This is a genomic window from Aquimarina megaterium XH134 (assembly GCF_000520975.1).
In the GTDB taxonomy this organism is placed as follows: Bacteria; Bacteroidota; Bacteroidia; order Flavobacteriales; family Flavobacteriaceae; genus Aquimarina; species Aquimarina megaterium.
This window is the reverse complement of the sequence record NZ_JACB01000029.1, coordinates 71,686-94,095: the sequence shown is the minus strand read 5'-3', so window position 1 is coordinate 94,095 and position 22,410 is coordinate 71,686. Positions and strand designations below refer to the sequence as shown.

At 32.4% G+C, this 22,410-nt stretch carries 20 protein-coding genes; 7 read left to right on the top strand and 13 right to left on the bottom strand.

The genetic code is table 11. The features are described from left to right. Positions 1-26: 26 nt before the first annotated feature. A complete protein-coding gene (locus Z053_RS0114800; RefSeq protein WP_025665788.1) occupies positions 27-887 on the bottom strand; it encodes a helix-turn-helix domain-containing protein in 861 nt (286 codons plus the stop codon). Positions 888-1,265: 378 nt separating this feature from the next. Continuing rightward, positions 1,266-1,583, bottom strand: a complete 318-nt coding sequence (locus tag Z053_RS0114795) for a hypothetical protein (protein WP_025665787.1) — start codon at positions 1,581-1,583, stop codon at positions 1,266-1,268. 243 nt (positions 1,584-1,826) lie between these two features. Here Z053_RS0114795 and Z053_RS0114790 point away from each other — a divergent pair, with 243 nt between their 5' ends. After that, positions 1,827-3,194, top strand: coding sequence for a hypothetical protein (locus Z053_RS0114790; protein ID WP_152538316.1), 1,368 nt, complete (start codon positions 1,827-1,829; stop codon positions 3,192-3,194). 82 nt (positions 3,195-3,276) lie between these two features. Here Z053_RS0114790 and mfd read toward each other — a convergent pair whose 3' ends face one another. Continuing rightward, the gene (gene mfd, locus Z053_RS0114785; protein WP_025665785.1) at positions 3,277-6,636 is read right to left on the bottom strand and encodes a transcription-repair coupling factor; all 3,360 of its coding nucleotides are present in this window, start codon (positions 6,634-6,636) and stop codon (positions 3,277-3,279) included. A 254-nt stretch (positions 6,637-6,890) separates the two neighbouring features. After that, positions 6,891-8,033, bottom strand: a complete 1,143-nt coding sequence (locus Z053_RS0114780) for an aminotransferase class V-fold PLP-dependent enzyme (RefSeq protein ID WP_025665784.1) — start codon at positions 8,031-8,033, stop codon at positions 6,891-6,893. Between the two features lie 665 nt (positions 8,034-8,698). Between Z053_RS0114780 and Z053_RS30210 the strand changes: the two genes are divergently transcribed. Then, entirely contained in the window at positions 8,699-9,619 is a 921-nt protein-coding gene (locus tag Z053_RS30210; RefSeq protein WP_025665783.1) for a tail fiber protein, read from the top strand. Between the two features lie 620 nt (positions 9,620-10,239). Beyond that, on the top strand, positions 10,240-10,671 hold the full coding sequence (locus Z053_RS0114770; protein ID WP_025665782.1) for a TerB family tellurite resistance protein: 432 nt from the start codon (positions 10,240-10,242) through the stop codon (positions 10,669-10,671). A gap of 35 nt (positions 10,672-10,706) precedes the next feature. Here the strand turns inward: Z053_RS0114770 and Z053_RS0114765 are convergent, their stop codons facing one another. From Z053_RS0114765 to fbp, 5 genes are all read right to left on the bottom strand, one after another. Further along, complete coding sequence (locus tag Z053_RS0114765) at positions 10,707-12,248, bottom strand: ATP-binding response regulator (RefSeq protein WP_025665781.1); 1,542 nt, start codon at positions 12,246-12,248, stop codon at positions 10,707-10,709. A 2-nt stretch (positions 12,249-12,250) separates the two neighbouring features. After that, positions 12,251-12,745 carry a Rab family GTPase gene (locus tag Z053_RS0114760; protein WP_025665780.1) on the bottom strand — a complete coding sequence of 165 codons (495 nt, stop codon included), beginning with the start codon at positions 12,743-12,745 and terminating at the stop codon, positions 12,251-12,253. Further along, on the bottom strand, positions 12,732-13,556 hold the full coding sequence (locus Z053_RS0114755) for a hypothetical protein (RefSeq protein WP_025665779.1): 825 nt from the start codon (positions 13,554-13,556) through the stop codon (positions 12,732-12,734). The genes Z053_RS0114760 and Z053_RS0114755 overlap by 14 nt, the downstream gene beginning before the upstream one ends. Before the next feature lie 18 nt (positions 13,557-13,574). Beyond that, on the bottom strand, positions 13,575-13,928 hold the full coding sequence (locus Z053_RS0114750) for a fructose 1,6-bisphosphatase (RefSeq protein ID WP_025665778.1): 354 nt from the start codon (positions 13,926-13,928) through the stop codon (positions 13,575-13,577). A gap of 243 nt (positions 13,929-14,171) precedes the next feature. After that, positions 14,172-15,170 carry a class 1 fructose-bisphosphatase gene (fbp, locus tag Z053_RS0114745; protein WP_025665777.1) on the bottom strand — a complete coding sequence of 333 codons (999 nt, stop codon included), beginning with the start codon at positions 15,168-15,170 and terminating at the stop codon, positions 14,172-14,174. 176 nt (positions 15,171-15,346) lie between these two features. Between fbp and Z053_RS0114740 the strand changes: the two genes are divergently transcribed. The 4 genes from Z053_RS0114740 (at position 15,347) to Z053_RS0114725 (ending at position 20,325) form a co-directional block, all read left to right on the top strand. Next, the gene (locus Z053_RS0114740; RefSeq protein ID WP_025665776.1) at positions 15,347-15,826 is read left to right on the top strand and encodes a GNAT family N-acetyltransferase; all 480 of its coding nucleotides are present in this window, start codon (positions 15,347-15,349) and stop codon (positions 15,824-15,826) included. 47 nt (positions 15,827-15,873) lie between these two features. Then, positions 15,874-17,127: an aspartate kinase gene (locus tag Z053_RS0114735; protein ID WP_025665775.1), complete on the top strand. Its 1,254-nt coding sequence runs from the start codon at positions 15,874-15,876 to the stop codon at positions 17,125-17,127. 53 nt (positions 17,128-17,180) lie between these two features. Next, a complete protein-coding gene (locus Z053_RS0114730) occupies positions 17,181-18,989 on the top strand; it encodes a GNAT family N-acyltransferase (protein WP_025665774.1) in 1,809 nt (602 codons plus the stop codon). Between the two features lie 124 nt (positions 18,990-19,113). Continuing rightward, entirely contained in the window at positions 19,114-20,325 is a 1,212-nt protein-coding gene (locus Z053_RS0114725; protein WP_025665773.1) for a mechanosensitive ion channel family protein, read from the top strand. Between the two features lie 196 nt (positions 20,326-20,521). Here the strand turns inward: Z053_RS0114725 and Z053_RS0114720 are convergent, their stop codons facing one another. From Z053_RS0114720 to Z053_RS0114705, 4 genes are read right to left on the bottom strand one after another with little or no spacing between them, the layout of a single operon-like run. Further along, positions 20,522-20,947 (bottom strand): arsenate reductase ArsC, encoded by a 426-nt coding sequence (locus Z053_RS0114720; RefSeq protein WP_025665772.1) that lies wholly within the window; start codon positions 20,945-20,947, stop codon positions 20,522-20,524. A 59-nt stretch (positions 20,948-21,006) separates the two neighbouring features. Continuing rightward, positions 21,007-21,504: a GNAT family N-acetyltransferase gene (locus tag Z053_RS0114715; RefSeq protein WP_025665771.1), complete on the bottom strand. Its 498-nt coding sequence runs from the start codon at positions 21,502-21,504 to the stop codon at positions 21,007-21,009. Then, positions 21,505-21,990 (bottom strand): DUF6428 family protein, encoded by a 486-nt coding sequence (locus tag Z053_RS0114710; protein WP_025665770.1) that lies wholly within the window; start codon positions 21,988-21,990, stop codon positions 21,505-21,507. It lies immediately after the preceding gene. A gap of 22 nt (positions 21,991-22,012) precedes the next feature. Further along, complete coding sequence (locus Z053_RS0114705) at positions 22,013-22,336, bottom strand: ArsR/SmtB family transcription factor (protein ID WP_025665769.1); 324 nt, start codon at positions 22,334-22,336, stop codon at positions 22,013-22,015. Positions 22,337-22,410 lie beyond the last annotated feature (74 nt).

The following is a 22,410-nucleotide window of genomic DNA, read 5'->3' as shown; positions in this document are numbered from 1 at the left end:
GATATTCCAGAAATGATTTTTAAGAATTAATCAGGTGCGATTTCTTTTTGCTTTGCTTTTAGCATTTGAGAAACTTTATAAAGTAGGATGATTTCTAGAATTATTGTAGGAGTAAGTAAAACCAATCCAATAAGAGATAAAATAATGGTAACCATAAAACCATAGGTAATGATTTCAAAAATGCCCGTCACAGTGGCAAGTGTTCCTAGGCCATTTTGCAGACGTAATATCGATATCCCAAATAATATTCCAATAACACCATAAGTTACTGCTTCGGCTCCCAGAACGAACTGATAATCAAAATCAACAATGTATAGTGATAGAATATCATAGATATAAAATAATACTCCAATAAAAATAAAAATGAATGCAGTAATTCGTAATAAGTAATTTTTAAAAATCTTTCCGGTGAGGATGAATCCTCTTGTAAATAGAATAACCGAAGCCAGCATGCCTATTTTTAATACAATATAGACAATATCATTTGTAACCATTAGATCTTCGGTGTATCTGTAATAGTCTACAACAATTTCTGCAAATCCAAGAATAAAATATACAATCCCACTGATCCATGCGATAGAAAGTTGTTTGATTAGAAAACCAACTTCTTTGCTATCATCTATATCGAGAAGAAATAATTTTTTAAACTCTTTAGCTACTCGAGATTCTTCTGTTTGTATTCTTTCGAGGTCATAATCCAGTGCTGATAAAATAGTTTTTATAGTATAACTTCTTGGAGTTACGTCTCCAGCTTCAATACGCTGGATTGTACGAACACTAATATTACATTGTTCTACCAGTTCTTCTTGGGTAAGTCCTTTAGATTTTCTGAGTTCAGAAATTTTTTGACCTAATTCTGGCTGTTTCATGATTTGATTAATTTTCATTTTGTTCAGCAATATTAGTTCTCAGAAATAGGTTCTCAAATTTTTTAGTTTGTATTTCACCCGACATTCACCCGACAATCCAGATATAGCAATACTTCTCAAGGATTTGTAAAAGAATCTCTAGAATCCGAAATATAGGAATTATTCTATTGAATGTATTATGATTTTTTTTAGAAATTACTTTTTATGGATAACATACTTGTGTTTTTAAACACTTTTAAGGTTAGAGATAGCGGCAGTTATGCTAATAGTAATTCTTGTATGTTTTTGGGAAAGTGAATTTAAGGGTATTGATTATTGGTGATGATAATAAGGGGTTGGTAGTTATGCAAATTATTGATTGATTTTAAATACAGATTAAGAACGTTTAAGAGAATACTATGCTGTTATTTTTAGCGCCCTTAGGTAACTTTTAACTTCAATGTACATTGCTTCTTTACTGTATACATCATCAATATTATTATAGCAATGATACCCAAAAGAATAATTCATAGAAAACTCTTCTATATCGATTAATTCTGGATTGTTTTTATAGTTTTCTATTTCTTCTGTAAACCTCTTCTTTAGGTTTGAATAATTTATTGCATATAGTTTATTAGTATTAAAACCATCTATCAATTGACTAACTCGATTATTTATCTTTTGTAGTTGTTTCCAGGAATCTTTTAAAAAACTAAATTCTTCTCTTGTACTCATAATCAATGTTGGTTTATTATTATGATAAAATTAAAAAATATATACTTCGTTAAAAGGTGTTTGTCGGTAAAACACATTAAAACTATCGTTAAAGTGTTATTTTTTATCGACGGATGGTTTTTCTGGATTAGAAAAAAATGTGAAATCAGTGCAGAAATTTTAGATTTCTATAAAAAAGGAGTAACATTTATTTCGGTTAAGACATTTATATTTCGAAGGTATTTATATCATAGAAAACATATTATGAAGAAATTATTATTTTTAGCGTTACTCGCCATTATTGTTAGTTGTTCAAAAGATGATGAGCCCGTAATTAATTCAGATACAAATAACGAAACCGACCCTGTAAATGATAGTATCACTTACTTTACTTTAAAGGTAAATGAATTTTATATCGGTGAAGTAGTGAATTCGGGTTACCTTATTCTTAATGATAACGAGGGAAATATTTTGGCGCACACCCAAATAGAAAATAATAAAGAATACATTTTTAAAGCAAAAAAAGGAGAAGAAAAAGAATCTTTTACAGTTTCTAGATTTATACACAGAAACAGAGAATCTTCACAAGTTAATTTTTTAAGCTCCTTTTTTAATATTAAGAAAGGAACAACTTGGAATTTTGAAGGTTATCAAACTAGTAGTGCTATCACTAATGCTGAGGGAGCAAATAAGGGTTCGAAAAGTTTCTCCTTGAAAATTCAAAATATTAGTGGACATAATAGTGTGCAGATATCGTCAACCCAAGGAGGTATTAGCCGTTCCTCTTCAGAAACTTCCAATTCAATAGATTATGATCCTATTACATTTAATGAGAACCAAAATAAATTTTTAATTACTGTTCATTTCGAGTCAGAAAAATCAAAATATTTTTTTATCGATAATGTACAAGATCAACAAGAAATTATTGTTGATGGAAGTGAGTTAAAAGAATTCGATTCATATATTCCTATTAGTTTACCAAACGACGGTAATACTTATTCTAAAGATTTGAGCGCTAATCTTGCCCCAGAAGAAAGATTTTCAACAACTTGGTTTAGCCAAATTGAAAGTGAGGTAGCATCTAATTTTGGTGTCTTTGAAAATTTTCATGATTTTGAGATATATATAAGTACATCAAATACTGCAGAAAATTATAGTTATTTCTATAGTAGAAACTCTCCTACACTTGAAGCTGTAATTATTTCACCGTACAATACGGATTTCGAACTAATCAATAGTTCTGTAAACGCTTTTGAGTTTACAGGGAATCAAAAATACACTACAAAACGATCATCATGGTCATATCGATTTAATGATTTTGTAGAGAAAAAAATTCGTTATGATAGCTGGAGTTTCCGAAGTAATGAGCTTGCATATCAAACTACGCCAAAACTACCACAGGAGTTTTTTGATCTCTATTCTCATTTTAAAATAGAAAACTTGGAATATGAAGAAACCATTTTTTCAAACGGTTTTACTTATGAAAATCTTTTTATAGATGTGAATTCTTCTGAAAATGGTGGTACGAAGTTTACAGAATCATTGACTTTTAAAAATCCTGATTACAATAATAAGTCCTTTAAAAAGAATGAAGATTTTGAAAAAATTATTAAGGAGCTTTCAAAACTATAATTATTAGTTTTACTAAACCCATTGATACTCTTAAGTAACATGAGTTCGATAGAAAATCATATCGAACTCATGTTACTTATTATTACGTTTCAATATCAATCTTAGGTTGTAACGGTTGCAATACATGCAATGCTTTATCTACTGTGGTAATGTTTTCAAAGGTTAATAATAAGCGTAACCCGTTTCTGGTGTTCTTTTCTTTCATCTTACAAACTCCGGGATTTTTTTGTACAAATTGCAATACATATGTAAATGCCGGACTTTGATAAAAACCAGATTGTTGATCACTAATGAAATAGCCAATCAATTTATCTTGTTTCATAATAATTTTTTCTAACCCAATAGATGTGGCAATCCATTTGATTCGAACCGAATTTAATAAATCTATTGCCTGATCGGGTAATTCGCCAAAACGATCTATCAATCGTTTTTCATACTCCTGCAAGTCTGATTCTTTTTTGATCGTATTAAGCTCGGTGTATAGACTAAGACGTTCGGTAATATTGTTGATGTAATCATCTGGGAATAACAATTCGAAATCGGTATCGATCTGTGTGTCTTTTAAATATACCCTGTCTGTGGCTTCTTCTTTATATAATTCTGCAAACTCATTTTCTTTGAGTTCTTCGATGGCTTCATTTAGGATTTTTTGGTACGTTTCGAAACCAATTTCATTAATAAATCCACTCTGTTCTCCTCCTAATAGATCCCCTGCTCCACGAATTTCGAGATCTTTCATCGCAATATTAAAACCACTTCCCAGTTCAGAGAATTGCTCTAGTGCTGTAATACGTTTACGCGCATCTTCGGTCATAGCAGAATAAGGAGGAGTGATAAAATAACAAAACGCTTTTTTATTACTTCGGCCTACACGTCCTCGCATTTGGTGTAGATCAGAAAGTCCAAAATTATTGGCATTATTGATAAAAATGGTATTTGCATTCGGGACATCTAATCCGCTTTCTACAATAGTGGTAGAAATCAATACATCAAACTCTCCGTTCATAAAAGAAAGCATAAGACTTTCTAGTTTTTTTCCATCCATCTGCCCATGGCCAACACCTACTTTGGCATCAGGAACTAAGCGTTGTACCATCCCCGCAACTTCTTTAATATTTTCGATTCTGTTATGAATAAAAAACACCTGACCACCACGTTGGATTTCATAACTTACAGCATCCCGTATTGTTTCTTCGCTAAATCGTATTACGTTAGTCTCAATGGGATAACGATTGGGAGGCGGAGTAGTAATGGTAGATAAATCCCGTGCTGCCATAAGGCTAAATTGTAATGTTCTTGGGATTGGTGTAGCGGTTAAAGTTAGCGTATCTACATTTTCTTTTATGGTCTTGAGCTTATCTTTTACCGATACTCCAAATTTTTGTTCTTCATCAATAACCAATAATCCGAGATCTTTAAACTTAACATTTTTGTTAACCAGCTGGTGAGTCCCAATAATGATATCTACTTTACCTGCTGCTAGATCTTCGAGAGTCTCTCTTTTTTGTTTTGCTGTGCGAAAACGATTTATGTATTCTACTGTTACCGGGAAATCTTTAAGACGTTCTCTAAAGGTTTTTGCATGTTGAAATGCAAGAATAGTGGTGGGTACCAGAACGGCTACTTGTTTTCCATTATCAACGGCCTTAAATGCTGCCCGAATAGCGACTTCAGTTTTACCAAAACCAACATCTCCGCAAATAAGCCGATCCATTGGGCGCTCACTTTCCATATCGGTTTTTACTGCTTCTGTAGCCGTACTTTGATCAGGAGTATCTTCATATATAAAAGAAGCCTCTAACTCATGTTGTAAATAACTATCTGGGTTATACTGAAATCCTTTTTGCAGTTTCCGCTTTGCATATAACTGAATTAAATTGAAAGCTATATGTTTTACCCGAGCTTTGGTCTTTTGCTTAAGTGTTTTCCAGGCTTTAGAACCTAATTTATATATCTGCGGAGGCTTACCATCTTTACCATTAAACTTCGAGATTTTATGAAGCGAATGTATACTTAAGTAGAGCACATCTCTTTCTCCATAAATTAGTTTGATAGCTTCTTGTTTTTTACCTTCTACATCTATCTTTTGTAATCCGCCAAATTTACCAATCCCATGATCGATATGAGTTACATAATCACCTACATCCAGATTGGTAAGTTCTTTTAGAGTGATCGCCTGTTTTTTGGCATATCCATTTTTGAGATTAAATTTATGGTAGCGCTCGAATATCTGGTGATCTGTATAGCAGGCAATTTTACGATCGTGATCAATAAACCCCTGAAAGGCAGAAAAAACAATAGTTTCGTATTGTTTTACATCAAGGTCTGCATCATCAAAAATATCATGAAAGCGCTTTGCCTGTTGTTCACTTACACAGAAGATATAGTTCTTATAACCCGTTTCATGATTCTCATTCAGATTTTTGATCAGTAAATCAAATTGTTTATTGAAAGAAGGTTGAGGTTTGGTGTCAAATTTTATGGCATAATCTGCTTTGGTAATAGGGCGGTTACCAATTTCGATCAATGCAAACTCTAATAATTGCTTTTTGATAAGCTCTGAAGTAGCAAAAAGCTCTGTTGGGGTACCATGTTTGATATCCTTTGAAAGCGTTTTGAAGGCCTCTTCGGCTTTTTCGAAATTTTTATCAATTCTGGCAGAAAGAAGGTCGATATCTTTTGTGACAATTACTGTTTTTGAAGTAATATATTTTAAGAAACTCTCTCTGGTTTCTTGCAATGCTTTGTTCTCGACATTTGGGATGATAGAGATTTTTTTAATTTGATCTGTAGATAGTTGAGTTTCTACATCAAAAGTTCTAATACTATCAACTTCATCGCCAAAAAATTCGATTCTATAGGGTTCATCATTACTGAAAGAAAACACATCTACAATTCCTCCACGAACCGAAAATTCTCCAGGTTCGGTAACAAAATCTACTCTTTGAAACTGATATTCGAATAATACTTCATTTACAAAATCGAGTGAAAGCGTATCATTAATATTAATTTTTAAGGTATTTTTTTCGAGTTCTTTTCGAGTTACTACTTTTTCGAACAATGCATCGGGATAGGTAATAATTAATGCTGGTTTTTTCCTAGAATTGATGCGATTAAGTACTTCGGCTCTTAGTAATACATTTGCATTATCGGTTTCTTCAATTTGGTAGGGTCTACGATAACTCCCAGGGTAAAAAAGTACATTTTTATCCCCAAGTAGTTGTTCGAGATCATTGAGATAATACGCAGCCTCTTCTTTGTCATTAAAAATGCAGAGAAATGGTTTTTCGGCTTGGGTAAAGCTGTTTTGAATAATAAATGATAATGATGATCCAACACCTCCTTGCAGATGTATTTTTGTTTCAGGCTGGGCAATAGCTTTTCCCAGTTTCTGCATTTGCCGAGACTGTAAAAAGGTTTGCGAGATTAAGGTTGCACTCACGTAGCAGATTTTGAAACAAATATAAGAGCTATTCGATTTCTGGCAAAGGGATTTTAAATTTCTATGTTAGAATGTATTGCGTGAGGGATAGTAGCGGCATCCTTTTGTCTGCTGTATTTTGCAATCCAAGCTGTTATGTTCTGGTAATTATTCTTTTAAAACTGTTCAGGGATTTTTTATAAACAAAAGATATAGCAGATAGCCCGACCCGAGGGGCACGCCAAAAAAATGTATTTAATCTGTTTTAACTTACATTAACCAAATTGTGCTAGTAATCGATTAAAATCTGTTTCAGAATTGTATACATTAGAAGAAACTCGAATGGCATTACCACGAAAAGAAATAAATATATTTTCTTCTTTTAGTTTCGTTTTTAATTTTTCTAAATCGATATGATCTGGTAAATAAATACCAAAAAGATGATGTGCTCTATGATGATCTTCTTCGATAAAACAACCTAAGTTTCTAAGCTGTTGTATGGCAGTTGTAGAGATCGTTTTACAATATTGCTGGATTGCTTCTGGTGACCATTCGATTAATTGTTCTATAGCGCGAATCAACATTGGGGTTAATACAAAATTACTAGATTCTCCAACCGAATATCTGGCAGCCTTTTCCTTATAGCGATCTTCATATTGGGTTAATCTGGTAAAATCCTCACTGTTATAACGATTCATCCAGTTATGCTCTATAGGTGTTCCTTCATTAAAAGCATCTCCATAATATGCTACTCCAGTAGAATAAGGACCAAGTAACCATTTATATCCTGCACAAATTAAGGCATCGGGTTTAATTTCTGAAACAGAGAAAGGAAGTGCTCCTACACTTTGAGTCCCGTCAATGATTAAAAAAGCATTTACATCTTTAGTCTTTGCCCGTATTGTTTTTAGGTCAAACAATGTACCATCTGCCCAGTGTACATGAGACATTGCTACAAGAGCAGTTTTTTGGGTAATCGCGTTCAGGATATTCTGATTCCATAGTGCACCTCGATCTTTAAAACTTTTTGGAGGTTTGATTACCGTTATAGAAGCACCATGTTTACTTGCCACCTCTTGCCAGACATATACATTACTGGGAAATTGCTCATCAACTACTATAATCTCATCTCCAGGGTTGATATGGATATTATTAGCAGCATTAGCAATACCATAGGATACCGAGGGGATAATAGCAATGTTTCTATAATCGGGGGCATCGACCAAAGTAGCAAAACGTTGTTTTAAGATCTCTCTTTGAGTAAAAAAATCTTCTGGCATGATTTCATTAGGTCTGGCTTTTTGGATAACAGTGGCAAGACCAACTTCGGTTACAGATTTTAATTGAGGAGCCATATACGCTCCATTTAAATAAGTGATATTGTCTGATAGATCAAAGAGGTGTTTTTGATGTTGCATGTATTATGTCTGTTATTGAATAGAAAAAAGCAATGAGTATTGCTTTTTGTAAAGGTAGATATTAGAAATATGTGATGATATCGATCAAAGTTAAAACTATCCTAATTATATGAAATTTTAGTTTCGTTAATCAAAAAGTAGCATAAAAGTATAAAATTGAGTCTGCTCGGATGATCAATAAAATAAGGACATAGAGGCCTTTTTTTAAACGATAAGAAAAAATATTAAAAAAAAGCGATTTTTTTTTGCCAGTCCCGAAAAACGAAACTGGCATGCTTTATTATTGCACTATAAAACAATTGCAATAATGACAAATCCAATTTTAAATCCTGATCAGGGTAGGACTAAGTCGGGATGAAATTTTGGACTATGTAGGGTAGGGTTACCCCTTTTATTTTTCAGCTATTAGCTGATTTTTTGCAATTCTTAAAATTCTCCTGTGCCTTGGCATGGGAGGGTTTTATTATCGTAATGTACAAAGAAAATAAATTTTTGATAAGATATATTAACAAAAGTAGCAATGAATTAAGTTTTTGTTAACAATAAAAAGTTCAACATATAGGAATACCTTAAGGTTTCTATATTTGCTCCTTCTTTTTAATGCTTTAGAAAAGAAGATGCATGAAGTAAGATTATTGTATTAAAAGAGATAAAAACAAAAAGAAATGAAAAAAACAATTTTAATACTTGCTTTAACAGGAATACATTTTGGAATGAATTCACAAGCAATAATTGCAAATCCTCAAGATACTGGTAAAGAAGGAGGTGAAGTGAAATTGATGAATAGTAATGCGAACTATAATCCTTGGCATATTGATAACTACGAAGGGTTTTTTAGATTACATCATTCTGGAGCAGCACATTTATTGATGTCTCCTAATGGTAACTTAGGAGTTGGAACATATACTCCAACATCTAAATTACAGGTAGAAGGTCAGGCAAAATTTGGAATGTCTGGTGCTTTAACTGCAGATTGGACATATCAGGCTAATTGGGGAGGTAATTCTAATAATTGGGCAGGATATATTGGATTTAATGCTTATAGAAATAATGATGACACCAAGGATTTCTATTATGGGACTAATAAATATACATCCAAAGGTGTACTTGAAGGATCTAATCATGGGTTTAGGTGGTTGTTTAGAAAAGATACAGCACATGATTCTGATGGTCAACATATACTTACAGAAACTATGCGTTTAACAAGTGATGGTAATTTGGGAATAGGCACCACTTCACCAAACTCTAAACTCACAGTAAAAGGAAAAATTCATGCCGAAGAGGTGAAAGTAGATCTTAGTGTTCCTGCACCAGATTATGTGTTTGCCAAAGCATATGATCTGTTAACAATAGAAGAAGTACAACAACATATTAAAGAAAAAGGACATTTGCCTAATGTTCCTTCTGCAACCGAAATGGAGAAAAATGGTGTAGCGCTAGGAGTTATGAATATGAAGCTTCTTGAAAAAATCGAAGAACTTACATTGTATACCATTGCACAAGAAAAGAAACTGAAAGAACAGCAAAAAGTAAATAAATCGTTAGAGAATCGATTGAAAAAAATAGAAGGTTTATTATTGAAATAAATTTAAAACTTTAAATAATAGAAAAATGTAAACAAAAACAAAAAGCGAGATCAAAATTACCTCGCTTTTTTACATTTTATGTACCAGTCCCGATGAGAGTGGTACGATCCTATATCTTCTCATGGCTTATCGGTGTATAGCATAACTAGAAGAAGCAGGTAGTTGTTTTATAAAATTAATAAATGGCTTAAAGTTTAATCCGAATTTAATGTATAATGTTTTCATGTTTTATCATTTTTAAATTAGTAATACATCTTTGGATATAGTATAAACAATTGCCGTGCCAAAAAAACAAAAACTCTGTAAAGTAAAGAATAACAAGGGATTGTAAGTGTTGGTGTTTTTGAGAATGGATCAATAATACGATTGGAGATCTTACTTTTTTCTAAAGAATTCATAATAATCTCAATACAACTAAATTTAAAATCATTTTAAGAATGCTTAGAGTACGTTGTGAGATAGAGCAGCGTGGTGATTATTTTTTGTCAAATTCACTATAGTTTCGGGGTGTAACAGATTTTCTATTACATAATGAGGATTTAAACTAAAAAATGACAATTATTAATTTTAAAAGGTATATAGTTTAGTTATATTTGCGGCAAATTAAACAAAAGTATACAATGTCAATATCTGATTTATTTGATAGCGGATTTCAGAAAAGAAACCAGGACCATTTTGCAGCAATTGTAAAAATAGCAATGAGTGATGGAGTGATTACTGACGAAGAGAAGGCTTTTTTAGATAGATTAGCCACCAGACTGGGTATTTCTGAGAATGATTACAAAGAAATTTTAAAAGATTATAGTACACATCCTATTAATCCTCCTACAAGTTACGAAAGAAGACTTGAGCGATTGTATGATTTGTCTAGAATGGTTTATGCAGACCATGTAAAAGGTGAAGGGCAGGTAGTTTTATTAGAAAAACTGAGTATTGGGCTAGGATTTAATCCAGCAAATGCAAAATACATTGTTGATAAAGCCTTAAGCCTGGTTGATCAGGGAGTAGATAGTGATACTTTTGAAGAAGAGGTTAAAAATATGAATAGATAATAAGGATCTATTTTTAAATAATAAAAAAAGGCAGCTTAATCGGCTGCCTTTTTTGCTATTTGTTTAGTGATTTTATAAATCAATTCTTCTTGCTCGAAGGGTTTGGCTATAAAGTCATCCATTCCGGATCGTATACATTTATCCCTGGCTGCATCATTGGCTTTTCCAGAAAAACCAATAATAGGTACTTCAGAAATAAATTTGTCTCCATAATTGTTACGAATCATATGCGTGGCCTGATATCCATCGATTTTAGAAACGGTAAGATCCATTAAAATCAAGTCATATTTGCGTCGCTCTATATAATTAATAGCTTCTTCGCCATTAATAGCGATGTCGACAAAAAAGTTACCTTGTGAGATCAATACCTTCATAATTAGATATTGTGTTATTTCTTCATCTTCTACGACCAGAATTCTGTATTTGGTTGCACTTTTTGGCAATTTATATTTTTTCTTTTTTCGTGCTGGGGTCGTTTTTATGATCTCAAATTTAAATGGGAGTTTTATATTAAATGTAGTCCCTTTTTCTGGCTCACTGGTTACTTTTATTTCTCCATTTAAAAGATCTACCAGGTTTTTTACTATTGCGAGCCCCAGACCAGTCCCAGAAATTCGTTTGTCGAGATCAAAACGAGTAAATCGTTCAAAAAGATAAGGGATGTTTTCTTCCATAATCCCAATCCCAGTATCTTCAATTTTAAAATTAAGACTTAGTTTATTGGTACGCTGATAATTTTTGGTTACCGAAAACATTACTTTTCCTTCTTCAGTAAATTTAAAAGCATTGGTTAGGATATTATTTAAAATCTGATATATCCTGGTTCTGTCTCCGATAAGATATTCCTGAATGCCCGGATCTATAGTAGTCTCAAAAGTAATTTGTTTTTCTTCGGCTACCTTAGCATAAGATTCACGAAACCCATCTATTAAATTGTGAAAAGCAAAACGTTCTTCTACAATTTTTAGTTTTCCTGATTCTATTTTAGACAGATCAATCATATCGTCTATAAGAGCGTTAAGATGCAGGCTTTCTCTTTTTATAATCCTGGCAAGTTCTTCTTGCTCAAAGGTTAGTTTGGTTTTTTCTAGGACTTCTACAAACCCTAATATACTTGTGAGAGGTGTTCTTATCTCATGATTGATATTAGCAATAAAACTATTCTTAAATTCTTCTTTTTCCAGAAGATATTTGTTTTTAAGTTCGAGTTCTTTGGCTAATAAAATGGATTCATTTTTTTGCTGCGCTATTTGATTCAGGTCTTTATATTTTCCTGTGTAATCAAAAAGAATAATTATGATTTCTTCTTTTTCAAGAGTAAATGTGATGTCGCAAATCTTTTCTATTTCACCATCTTCTAGGTGAATACACGGAAAGTTTAATGCTTTTTTACCAGAAGAGGTGTTTTTTTCAAATTCTCGCAGGATTTCAAAAAAGGGATGAGCATCAAAAATTAATGTACCTTTTTTCCAATTAAAAAAAGTATGATCACTTTCTGTAATGATATTATCATAAGTAACATGAATGATTTGTACTTGTGGATTAAATTGCGAATGGTCGTTTTGATGTTTCGTCATACTCACTTGGTTATTTCTTCTGCCAAATCTAAAAAGAAACTCTCGACATTTTTATTTGTTTTAGCACTGGTTAGACCATCAAAAGGAATGTTTTTTTCGGTAAGTTGACGCCTGATTTCTTTTTCATTAACCAGGTCGAGCTTATTACCTAATACTCGAGCAGGTACTTTGATGTAGTTTTCTTTAAGGTATTCTAGATCTTTGGTAAGCGTTGCATATGTTTCTTCTCTGGTAAGATCAAAGACATAAATAAAGGCGTGCGAACCAAGAAGATATGATTTTCTGGTGTCTTCTATACTAATAGAATGCCCTTCTGTATCCCAGATGATCATAGATAATTCTCTACCATCGGGTAGTTGTATCAATTTCTTTTTTATTTGGACTCCAAGGGTTACCTTGTATTCTTCAGAAAATTCGTTGTCCATAAAACGTCTGAATAGAGACGTTTTTCCGACACCAAAGTGTCCTAAAAGGACTACTTTTTTAGACAATTTCATCTGCAAAATGTTTTTTTAATTTTTTAGTAAAAAGGGTACTGTTTTCTAAGTCTTTGCTAGAAATATTATTTTTGGCAAAATCTAAAATCTGATCTTCCAGAACTTCTTTAAACATCATGGTATATGCTCCAGAAATTACCGCAGCTACATAATAAGAATAAAAATTTTGTATGTGTATAGTATACAATTCATATTCTATGAGTTCTAAATTTTGATTTCCTCCTTCAAAAGCATCTTCAACAAAACTTTTTATTGCCGTAAGCATTCCGGCAACCATTTCTTTATCTATGGTGCCTTCTGATAATGGGCTGTAATCTGCAATTAGTATACCAGAGTTTTTTTCGATAACAAACATTTGGATTAGCCTTGGTTTTGCGTAATCCGTTATAGCAAGATCTCCTTCGCTAACTCCCTGAACCTTGGCTTTGGTTCTTCTAAACCAGTTTCTAAAGGAAAATGCTTTTTTTGTTTTTCTGCTGATGTTTTCGCTCAATAATTTCATTTCATGAGCGATATATTTCTTGATCATTTTACCGATAATAGGAAATAAAGCTTCTACCACGGCATCTTGAGAGTTTTTAATTTCTTCTCGTAACGTTTCTGTAATAGTTGGCCCCAGGGTTTTAGGGATTTCCTGCACAAATTCTTCTAGTTTATCATCAATAATAGGATCAACTTTATGGGAGAGTTCTTTTTTTTGATGAACAATTTTGGCTAAATCATCAACTTTTTGAGCAATGGAATCGGCAAATTCGTGTTCTTCTGTAAAAAGAAGTTCTTTAAGAATTTTAAGTTTATCCTGCTCTTCCATACTTTTGGATAGATTGGATTATTTTTGGTTGATTTTTTCACCTAGGTTGATAAGGAGATCTCCCAATGTTTTTTTATCAACTTTTTTAGCATCCAGCATATCGGTTTTGTCAGCTAAATTATCTTCTAATTCAGTGATTCTGATATTTATATCTGTACTTAAGTTGTCGATTGCTTGATTTAACTCTTTACGAGTATCATCGATAAAGTCTTCTAATTCTTTCTTTTTTGAAGTAATTTCTTTTTTTACTTTTTCAAACTCTGAATTATAAGCTGCAATATTTTCTCCAAAGATTAGATTCTTTATCGCTTCTATTTTTGAAGAAGGGTCATCAGCAACTTTTTCTTCAACAGCTTTATTTTCTTTAGCCATTTTAATCGGTTTATTAGATTCTTAATTATGAACTTACGTAAAATTAACATAAAAACGTTAAAAAAGCCGCTATAATGGCGATAATGTTAATTTTCTCAATTCAAAATCTTAATTCTTTTAAAAAGATTGTGTTGTACGTTTTATTTTTAAATTTTGGGGTGAGGATATACCGAAGTTTTTTAAAAAACAAATATTCGATATACAAGGATAGTAAAAAATAAGGTTATTTTGATCTATTTAGACTTATTTCATAAATGACTCTACTTTTTCGACCATATTTTTACTACCACAAATAAAAGGAGTACGCTCATGTAGTTGAGTTGGTTTGATATCCATAATTCGTCTGTATCCATCACTAGCTTTACCTCCAGCCTGTTCTGCAATAAAAGCCATAGGGTTACACTCGTATAAAAGACGAAGTTTTCCATTAGGAGATTTTGAAGTACTTGGATACATGTAAACTCCTCCTTTTATCATATTACGATGAATATCACTTACCAAAGAACCAATATATCGAGAAGTATATGGACGATCCTCTTTTTCTTCCTGACAATATTTAATATAATCTTTAATCCCTTGTGGAAAATGTATATAATTTCCTTCATTAACCGAGTATATGTTGCCGTCTTCTGGAAATTTCATATTGGGATGTGATAAATAGTATGTTCCTAATGCAGGGTTTAATGTAAAACCATTAACACCATGACCTGTAGTATATACAAGCATAGTAGAGGTTCCGTAAATGATATATCCTGCTGCCACTTGTAAATTACCGGGCTGTAAAAAGTCATCCAGGGTTACAGGAGTTCCTGTAGGGGTTATCCTGCGATAGATAGAGAAAATAGTTCCCACAGAAACATTAACGTCTATATTAGAACTTCCATCCAAAGGATCCATAAGTACTACATAGTTATTGCGATGGTCGTTTTTTTGCCCTTTTATAGTAATGAATTCATCGTTTTCTTCAGAAGCAATTCCGCATACAATTTCTCTATTTGTTAGTGTATTGATAAAGGTTTCATTAGCTAACACATCTAGTTTTTGCTGATCCTCACCTTGTATATTGGTTTCTCCTGCAGCTCCTGTAATATCTACTAATCCTGCTTTGTTTACCTCGTGATTCACCATTTTTGCAGCTAATCGAATAGAGTTGATCAAACGAGAAAGTTCTCCACTAGCATATGGGAAATCTTTTTGGTTTTCTATTATAAATTCTCCTAAGGTTTGATTTCTTCTTGTCATTTATGGTGAATTTTAGTTGCTGCAAAAGTATTATTTTTTAGGTAACTATAACGTTTTCGGAGGTTTTAATTATTAAACTTCATTAAGAATTGTAAAAACATATTATGTGACCACATAACATTAGAAAATTGTCTGATTTCTAGTTCATATTTTATAGTTTTGATAAACTTTTTTTTATGAATTATGTGATTAGAGATGCCAAGGAGGAAGATATGACTCAAGTACTGGGTTTAATCCAGGAATTGGCGATTTTTGAAAAAGAACCTGATGCAGTAGAAATAACTGTAGAAGAGCTTATACGTGAAGGTTTTGGAGATCACCCGCTTTTTCATTGTTTTGTGGCCGAGGTAAAGGATGAAATAGTAGGAATAGCTCTGGTGTATTATCGATTTTCTACCTGGCAGGGACGTTCTGTTCATTTAGAAGACCTTATTGTTAAAGAATCTATGAGAGGAACTGGTTTGGGTAGTGCGTTATACAAAGAAGTACTAAAATATGCCCAATCAAAAGGAGTGAGAAGAGTAGAGTGGGTTGTTTTGGATTGGAATACTCCTGCTATTGATTTTTATGAAAAAAGCGGAGCAAAGCTTTTAAAAGATTGGTACCTGGTTCAAATGGATCAGAATGGGGTTAGTAAATTCATATCAGAATCATAATGCTTTCAAAATAAGATTATCTAATTTATTAAAGAAACACTTGGTTAATGAGAATTTTTAAATTCGGAGGAGCATCTGTAAAAGATGCTAATGGAGTGAAAAATGTACTTAATGTACTTGATAAAACAGGATTTTCTAATCTTGTTATTGTTATTTCTGCAATGGGTAAAACCACTAATGCTTTAGAACATATTGTCGACTTATACATTAATAATAACAAGGAACTTAAAATATCGCTTCGGGATCTCGAGGTATATCATAACGAAATTCTGGAGGCACTTTTTGAAAACAAACAACATCCTGTTTTTAAAAAAATTGAAAGACTTTTGTTAGATATGCAAACCACGCTAAATAGAAATAAATCAACTCAATATGATTATGTCTATGATCAAATAGTACCTTATGGAGAGTTAATTTCTACTACTATTGTAAGCGAATATCTAAATCATAAGGGGTATCAAAATAAGTGGTTAGATGCACGAGATTTTATTAAAACAGATACAGCTTATAGAGATGCCGAAGTAGATTGGCAAACTACTCAACACCTGATACTCGAGAAGGTCAATAAAAATAGCCTTAGTATTACCCAGGGATTTATTGGGTCTGATGAGAATAATTTTACTACGACTTTGGGCAGAGAGGGGAGTGATTATACTGCCGGGATTTTGGCGTATTGTTTAAATGCAGATAGCGTAAGTATCTGGAAAGATGTGCCTGGTGTTCTTAATGCAGATCCCAGGGTGTTTGATAAAACTCAATTACTGTCTCATATTTCTTATGAAGAAGCTATAGAACTTGCGTTTTATGGAGCATCTGTAATTCATCCAAAAACAATTCAACCTTTACAACGTAAAGAAATACCACTATATGTTAAGTCGTTTCTTAACCCTGTCGATCAAGGTACTTCTGTAAAGAAAGGTCAACCATTAGATCCTCACTTACCTTGTTATATTGTAAAGAAAAATCAGGTTTTAGTCTCACTTTCTTCTTTAGATTTTTCATTTATTGTCGAAAATAATATTAGTGAGATCTTTAGCCTTTTTCATCAATATCATATAAAAGTAGATCTGATTCAGAATTCTGCAATTAGTTTTTCGGTATGTCTTGACGATAAGTTTGACCATTTTGAAAAACTTTTAGGGAAACTTAAAGCAAAATTTAGAGTTACTTATAATACAAATGTGTCTTTATTTACAATTAGACACTTTACAAATGAAGCGATTACCTCTTTAGAAAAAAATAAAGATATTTTGCTAAAACAAATAACCAGAGAGACTTATCAAATGGTATCCAGAGATTAGTGATATCAATTCAAGGATTTTGCTATATTTGCAGTTAGCGCAAATTGTATTTAATGCCCATAGTCACAGCAAGAGAAGTAGCCGCGGGGCTCAAAATGGATAAATTTGGTTTTATAGGCACCTTTATTGGTTGGGTGATTCTTAAGGCTACCCGATTATCAAAAGTAAATCGTCAATACGATAGGATAAGCCACTTAAAAGATTTAGACTTTTTAACTAAAGGTTTAGAAATACATAATGTGAATTATGAAATTCCTGAAGAAGACCTAAAAAGACTACCTAAAGACGGAGCTTTTATTACCTTGTCGAATCATCCATTGGGAGGACTTGATGGTATTTTATTGCTTAAACTTATGTTAGAGCATAGGTCTGATTATAAAATAATAGCAAATTTTTTATTGCACAGTTTTTCACCATTGAAGCCTTATATAATGCCTGTTAATCCTTTTGAGGATAGGAAAGAGGCAAAGTCTAGTCATAAAGGAATTAAGGAAGCTATTTTACACCTTCGTGAAGGTAAACCACTTGGGATTTTTCCGGCAGGAGAAGTATCTACTTTTAAAGAAGGTAAGAATTATGTAGATAGACCGTGGGAACCTAGTGCAATGAGACTAGTTCAAAAAGCAAAAGTTCCTGTAATTCCTATATATTTTCATGCTCGTAATAGCAGGCTTTTTTATCGTCTGGCCTCGATAAGTGATATTTTACGAACAGCCAAATTACCGAGTGAACTTTTTTCTCAGGAAAATAAAGTTATCAAAGTACGAATTGGTAATCCGGTTTCGGTAAAAGATCAGGAGGAGCATACTAATCTTGAGGATTTTACGAACTTCTTACGTAAGAAAACGTATATGCTAGCTAATCCTTTTGAGAAAAAGACATTAAGAGAATCGATTCCTCAAAATTTGAAATTACCAAAATCACCTAAAGAAATAGCTGTTGAAGGTAATATCAATGCAATAGAATCTGAGTTGCAATATTGTAGAGATCATGACAAACGATTATTGATAAGTAAGAATTATGAAGTTTTTCTGGCGAAGAAAGAACATATTCCAAATGTAGTTCATGAAATAGGGAGGCTTAGAGAAATTACATTTAGAGCAATTGGCGAAGGAACTAATAATTCGTTGGATTTGGACCCTTTTGATGAATATTACCACCATATGTTTCTATGGGATAATGAGGCTAAAAAAATGGTTGGAGCATATCGTATGGGAATGGGCTCACAGATTTATGCCAATCGTGGTATTGATGGATTTTATCTTCAGGATTTATTTAGGTTTGAACCAGAGTTACATAAAATGATGAATGAATCTATCGAAATGGGTAGAGCCTTTATTATTAAAGAATATCAACAACGTCCTATGCCATTATTTTTACTTTGGAAAGGTATTGTGCATTGTACACTTCGTTTCCCAGAGCATAAGTATCTTATAGGAGGAGTTAGTATTAGTAATAAGTTTAGTAATTTTTCTAAATCTCTAATGATAGAGTTTATGAAATCTCATTATTATGATCCTTATGTAGCGCAATATGTTAGGCCTAAAAAAGAATTTAAGGTAAAGCTAAAAGATGCAGATAAAGATTTTGTCTTTGATGAAAGTAAAAGTGATCTCAATAAATTTGATAAAATTATCGATGAAGTAGAGCCGGGAAGTCTTCGTATTCCGGTTTTAATTAAAAAATATATTAAGCAAAATGCTAAAGTAGTAGCATTTAATGTTGATCCATTATTTAATAATGCGGTTGATGGTTTAATGTATATTCGTATTGCCGATCTCCCCGATAGTACTGTAAAACCTGTTATGGAAGAATTTCAGGCAGAATTAGAGCAGAAGTATTTTAAAAACGGTGATAAATAAGATTCTTGATACACATTGTTTTTAAGATTAGATTTTTTTGATAATTTTTTCTCGTTTAGTCTTTAAAAAAGCAAAAATTAAAGTAATTTCAGTAGTGTTTCGAATTGACTTAATTAACTAGGTTATGGTTATTGAATACATATATTTTGCTATTGCTCTTGTTGGGGTTTTATTCTTCTTCTATGTAATGCGTAGAGTTTTTAGATGGTTGCAAAAAAAGGCTAGTGCATTAGAGACTAATATTTTTTTTAGTAGTAATAAGGCTGTTCAATTTTTTAAGTTTATCACTCCAAGAAGAGAACGTCATATTCTAAAGGTTGTAATTAGGCTATTTAGAATAACCGTAAGTGTTACCTTTTTGATTTTATATCTTCCTTTTATGTTTAGTTTGGTTCCGCAAACCAAGGTATATGCAGATACTGTTTTGGGATATATAAAAAAGCCATTGTTATTTCTGTATGATGGTATTATCGGATTTATTCCTAATTTATTTTTTATAGTTGTTATTTTTTTTATTACTAAGTACTTACTTCGGTTTTTAAAATATGTTACGAATGAGCTAGAACAGGAAGCCGTTCGATTAGAAGGCTTTCACGCAGATTGGGCGCGCCCGACATTTAATCTGCTAAGAGTTATTATTATTGCTTTTGCGGTAATTATAATTTTTCCATATATACCAGGTTCAGATTCTCCGGCATTTAAGGGAGTATCTATCTTCTTCGGAGTATTATTTTCTTTGGGATCTACTTCTGCTATTTCTAATATCGTAGCGGGAATTGTAATTACGTATATGCGACCCTTTAAAGTAGGAGATCGTGTGCAAATAGGAGATACCATAGGAGATATTACAGATCGAAGTCTATTAGTGACACGAGTAAAAACTATTAAAAATTTAGATATTACTATTCCTAATTCTTCTATTCTGGGAAATCACATTGTTAATTTTAGTAAAAATGCTATTGATGATGTTGGAATTATATTACATACTTCGGTTACTATAGGATACGATGTTCCTAGTAATAATGTGTTGAAAGCTTTAATAGAAGGAGCAAAAAAAACAGATTTGATTTTACCAGACCCTTCACCATTTGTATTGATTAAAAGCCTTGATGATTTTTATGTAAACTATGAAATCAATGCATATACCAAAACTCCCCAAAAAGCAGCATTGATTTATTCGATGCTACATGAGAATTTAAAAAATGCACTTCATGATGCCGAAATTGAAATATTGTCTCCTCATTATCAAGCAATAAGAGATGGCAATGTATTAACCGTACCACCAGAGAATATTCCCGAAAATTATGCGAAACCTGGATTTAAAGTAGAAAAATAATCGATTTTATTTTTTCTAAACATATGTAGAGTATCAAGAATGTGATTGATATTATTTAAGAAAATTTTAAAAAAAGGGCAGCACAAAAGTTAACTTTTGTGCTGCCCTTTTTTTATTTATCCAGAGGGATATAACCTACAAGATTTATAGATGTATCGATTTAGAAACGCTATCAGATAGTTCTAAGTTGTGTTTATTACGATACCGTTTTTGGTATATTTTTCTCTACAAAATCTTCGCAATATTCTTTAATCTGATTTCTGGTTTTTGTAAATGCGATATGGATTTCTTCTTCTGTACCTTCTACCTTTGATGGATCAAAGAAATTATAATGCAATCGTTCTGCCTTACCAGGGAAGAAAGGACATCTTTCTTTAGCATTATCACACACGGTAATAATGAAATCAAATTGTATATCTAGATATTCGTCTAGATTATTAGAGGTATGAGTAGAGATATCAATACCATCTTCTTTCATAATAGCTATTGCTCTGGGGTTTACTCCATGAGTTTCTACTCCTGCACTATAAATAGTTGCATTGTCTTTGGCAAAATGCTTTAAATATCCTTCTGCCATTTGACTCCTACAAGAATTACCTGTGCATAATACTAAAATATTCATAAGTGTTTTTGTTTTTAGTTACTCTCTTTTTAGAAGAGAATTTGTGGTGTTTATTGTGGTTATATAATTATTTTACTTCTCCGTTCCAAGAGGATATTATCGTGCCAGATATGATCTAATTTTGCCACTTTTTCTCGATATCCTATTTCTCTAAATCCTAAAGATTTATGTAAATCAATACTCGCTTTATTATTTCTAAATACCCCAGCCTGTAGAGTCCAGAATCCAGCTTTTTCGCTTTCTTCAATTAATTTGGATAAAAGTAGTTTACCTATACCCAAACCCCTACATTTTAGTGTTATATAAATGCTAACTTCTGCTACTCCTTTATATACTTCTCTTTTCGAGGTTGGGGACAGGGCGGCCCAGCCTGCAATAGTATTTTTACTAATAGCCTTGATTCTACAGGGTTTTAAATGCGAAACATCCCATGCTTTCCAAGTAGGTACCTGGGTTTCAAAAGTGGCAATTCCTGTATCAATTCCTTCTTTATAGATTGCAGAGATCGTGGGCCAATCCTTTTGGGTAAAATATGCTATTTTTATTGGGGTATCCATCTAACAACAACCACTACCTGGGGCGCAAGAAGCAGCTTCTTCAGTATTAGTTTCTGTAATCCCACATACTTCTTTTGCTTTACAGTCTGTAGGATTTACAGTAAGTTTCAGTATTAATTGATCTTTTTTGATTTCAAAATCTGCAATGTGCAATTGTGCGGTATGAAACATAGTATTTCCATATTCTATTTTTACTATAGCGTCCATTTCATAAGACTTCATCTTTCCTACCTTTCTTAATATTGCCAGAGCTTTATAGGTACTCATATAATCTGATTTACCTAATTCACTTGGGCTTTCCCATAGTTGAATAATAGTTTCTTTCCAGAAATCGGTACCAGCGCCGCAATCTACGGCATCTACGGTAATATGTTTTACTTCGGTAATATGGTAATTAGTCCCTACCAGCATTCCCGGAGCATATTCGAATAATAATGATTTATCTTGATGCTCTGCTAATAGAGTTATAAAGTCTGATGTATTCATGATTTTTAATGATTAATAAAGTTTAACAACAATTTTTTTTGGTGGTATTAAAAAATGAATTTAGATTTTTTTGCAAAGCAGTCCATCGATCGATATCGATACAGTAACACATGCTTTTGCCCTCGATTTCTCCTTTGAGTAATCCTATGCTTTTTAATTCTTTAAGGTGTTGAGATATCGTAGCTTGTGCCAATCCTATTTCTTCAACCAAATCATTACATATACATGTATTTTGTTTACTGATATATTGAAGAATAGCAATACGTGCAGGATGCCCTAATATTTTGAAGAACTGTGCCAATTCATTTTGTTGTTGATCAAATATTTGCGTCTTGGTAATTCCCATAATTAATATTATAATATCGCAATATTACGATAACAAAATGAAATAAAAAAGCCAGAAGTTAAAATTTCCAGCTT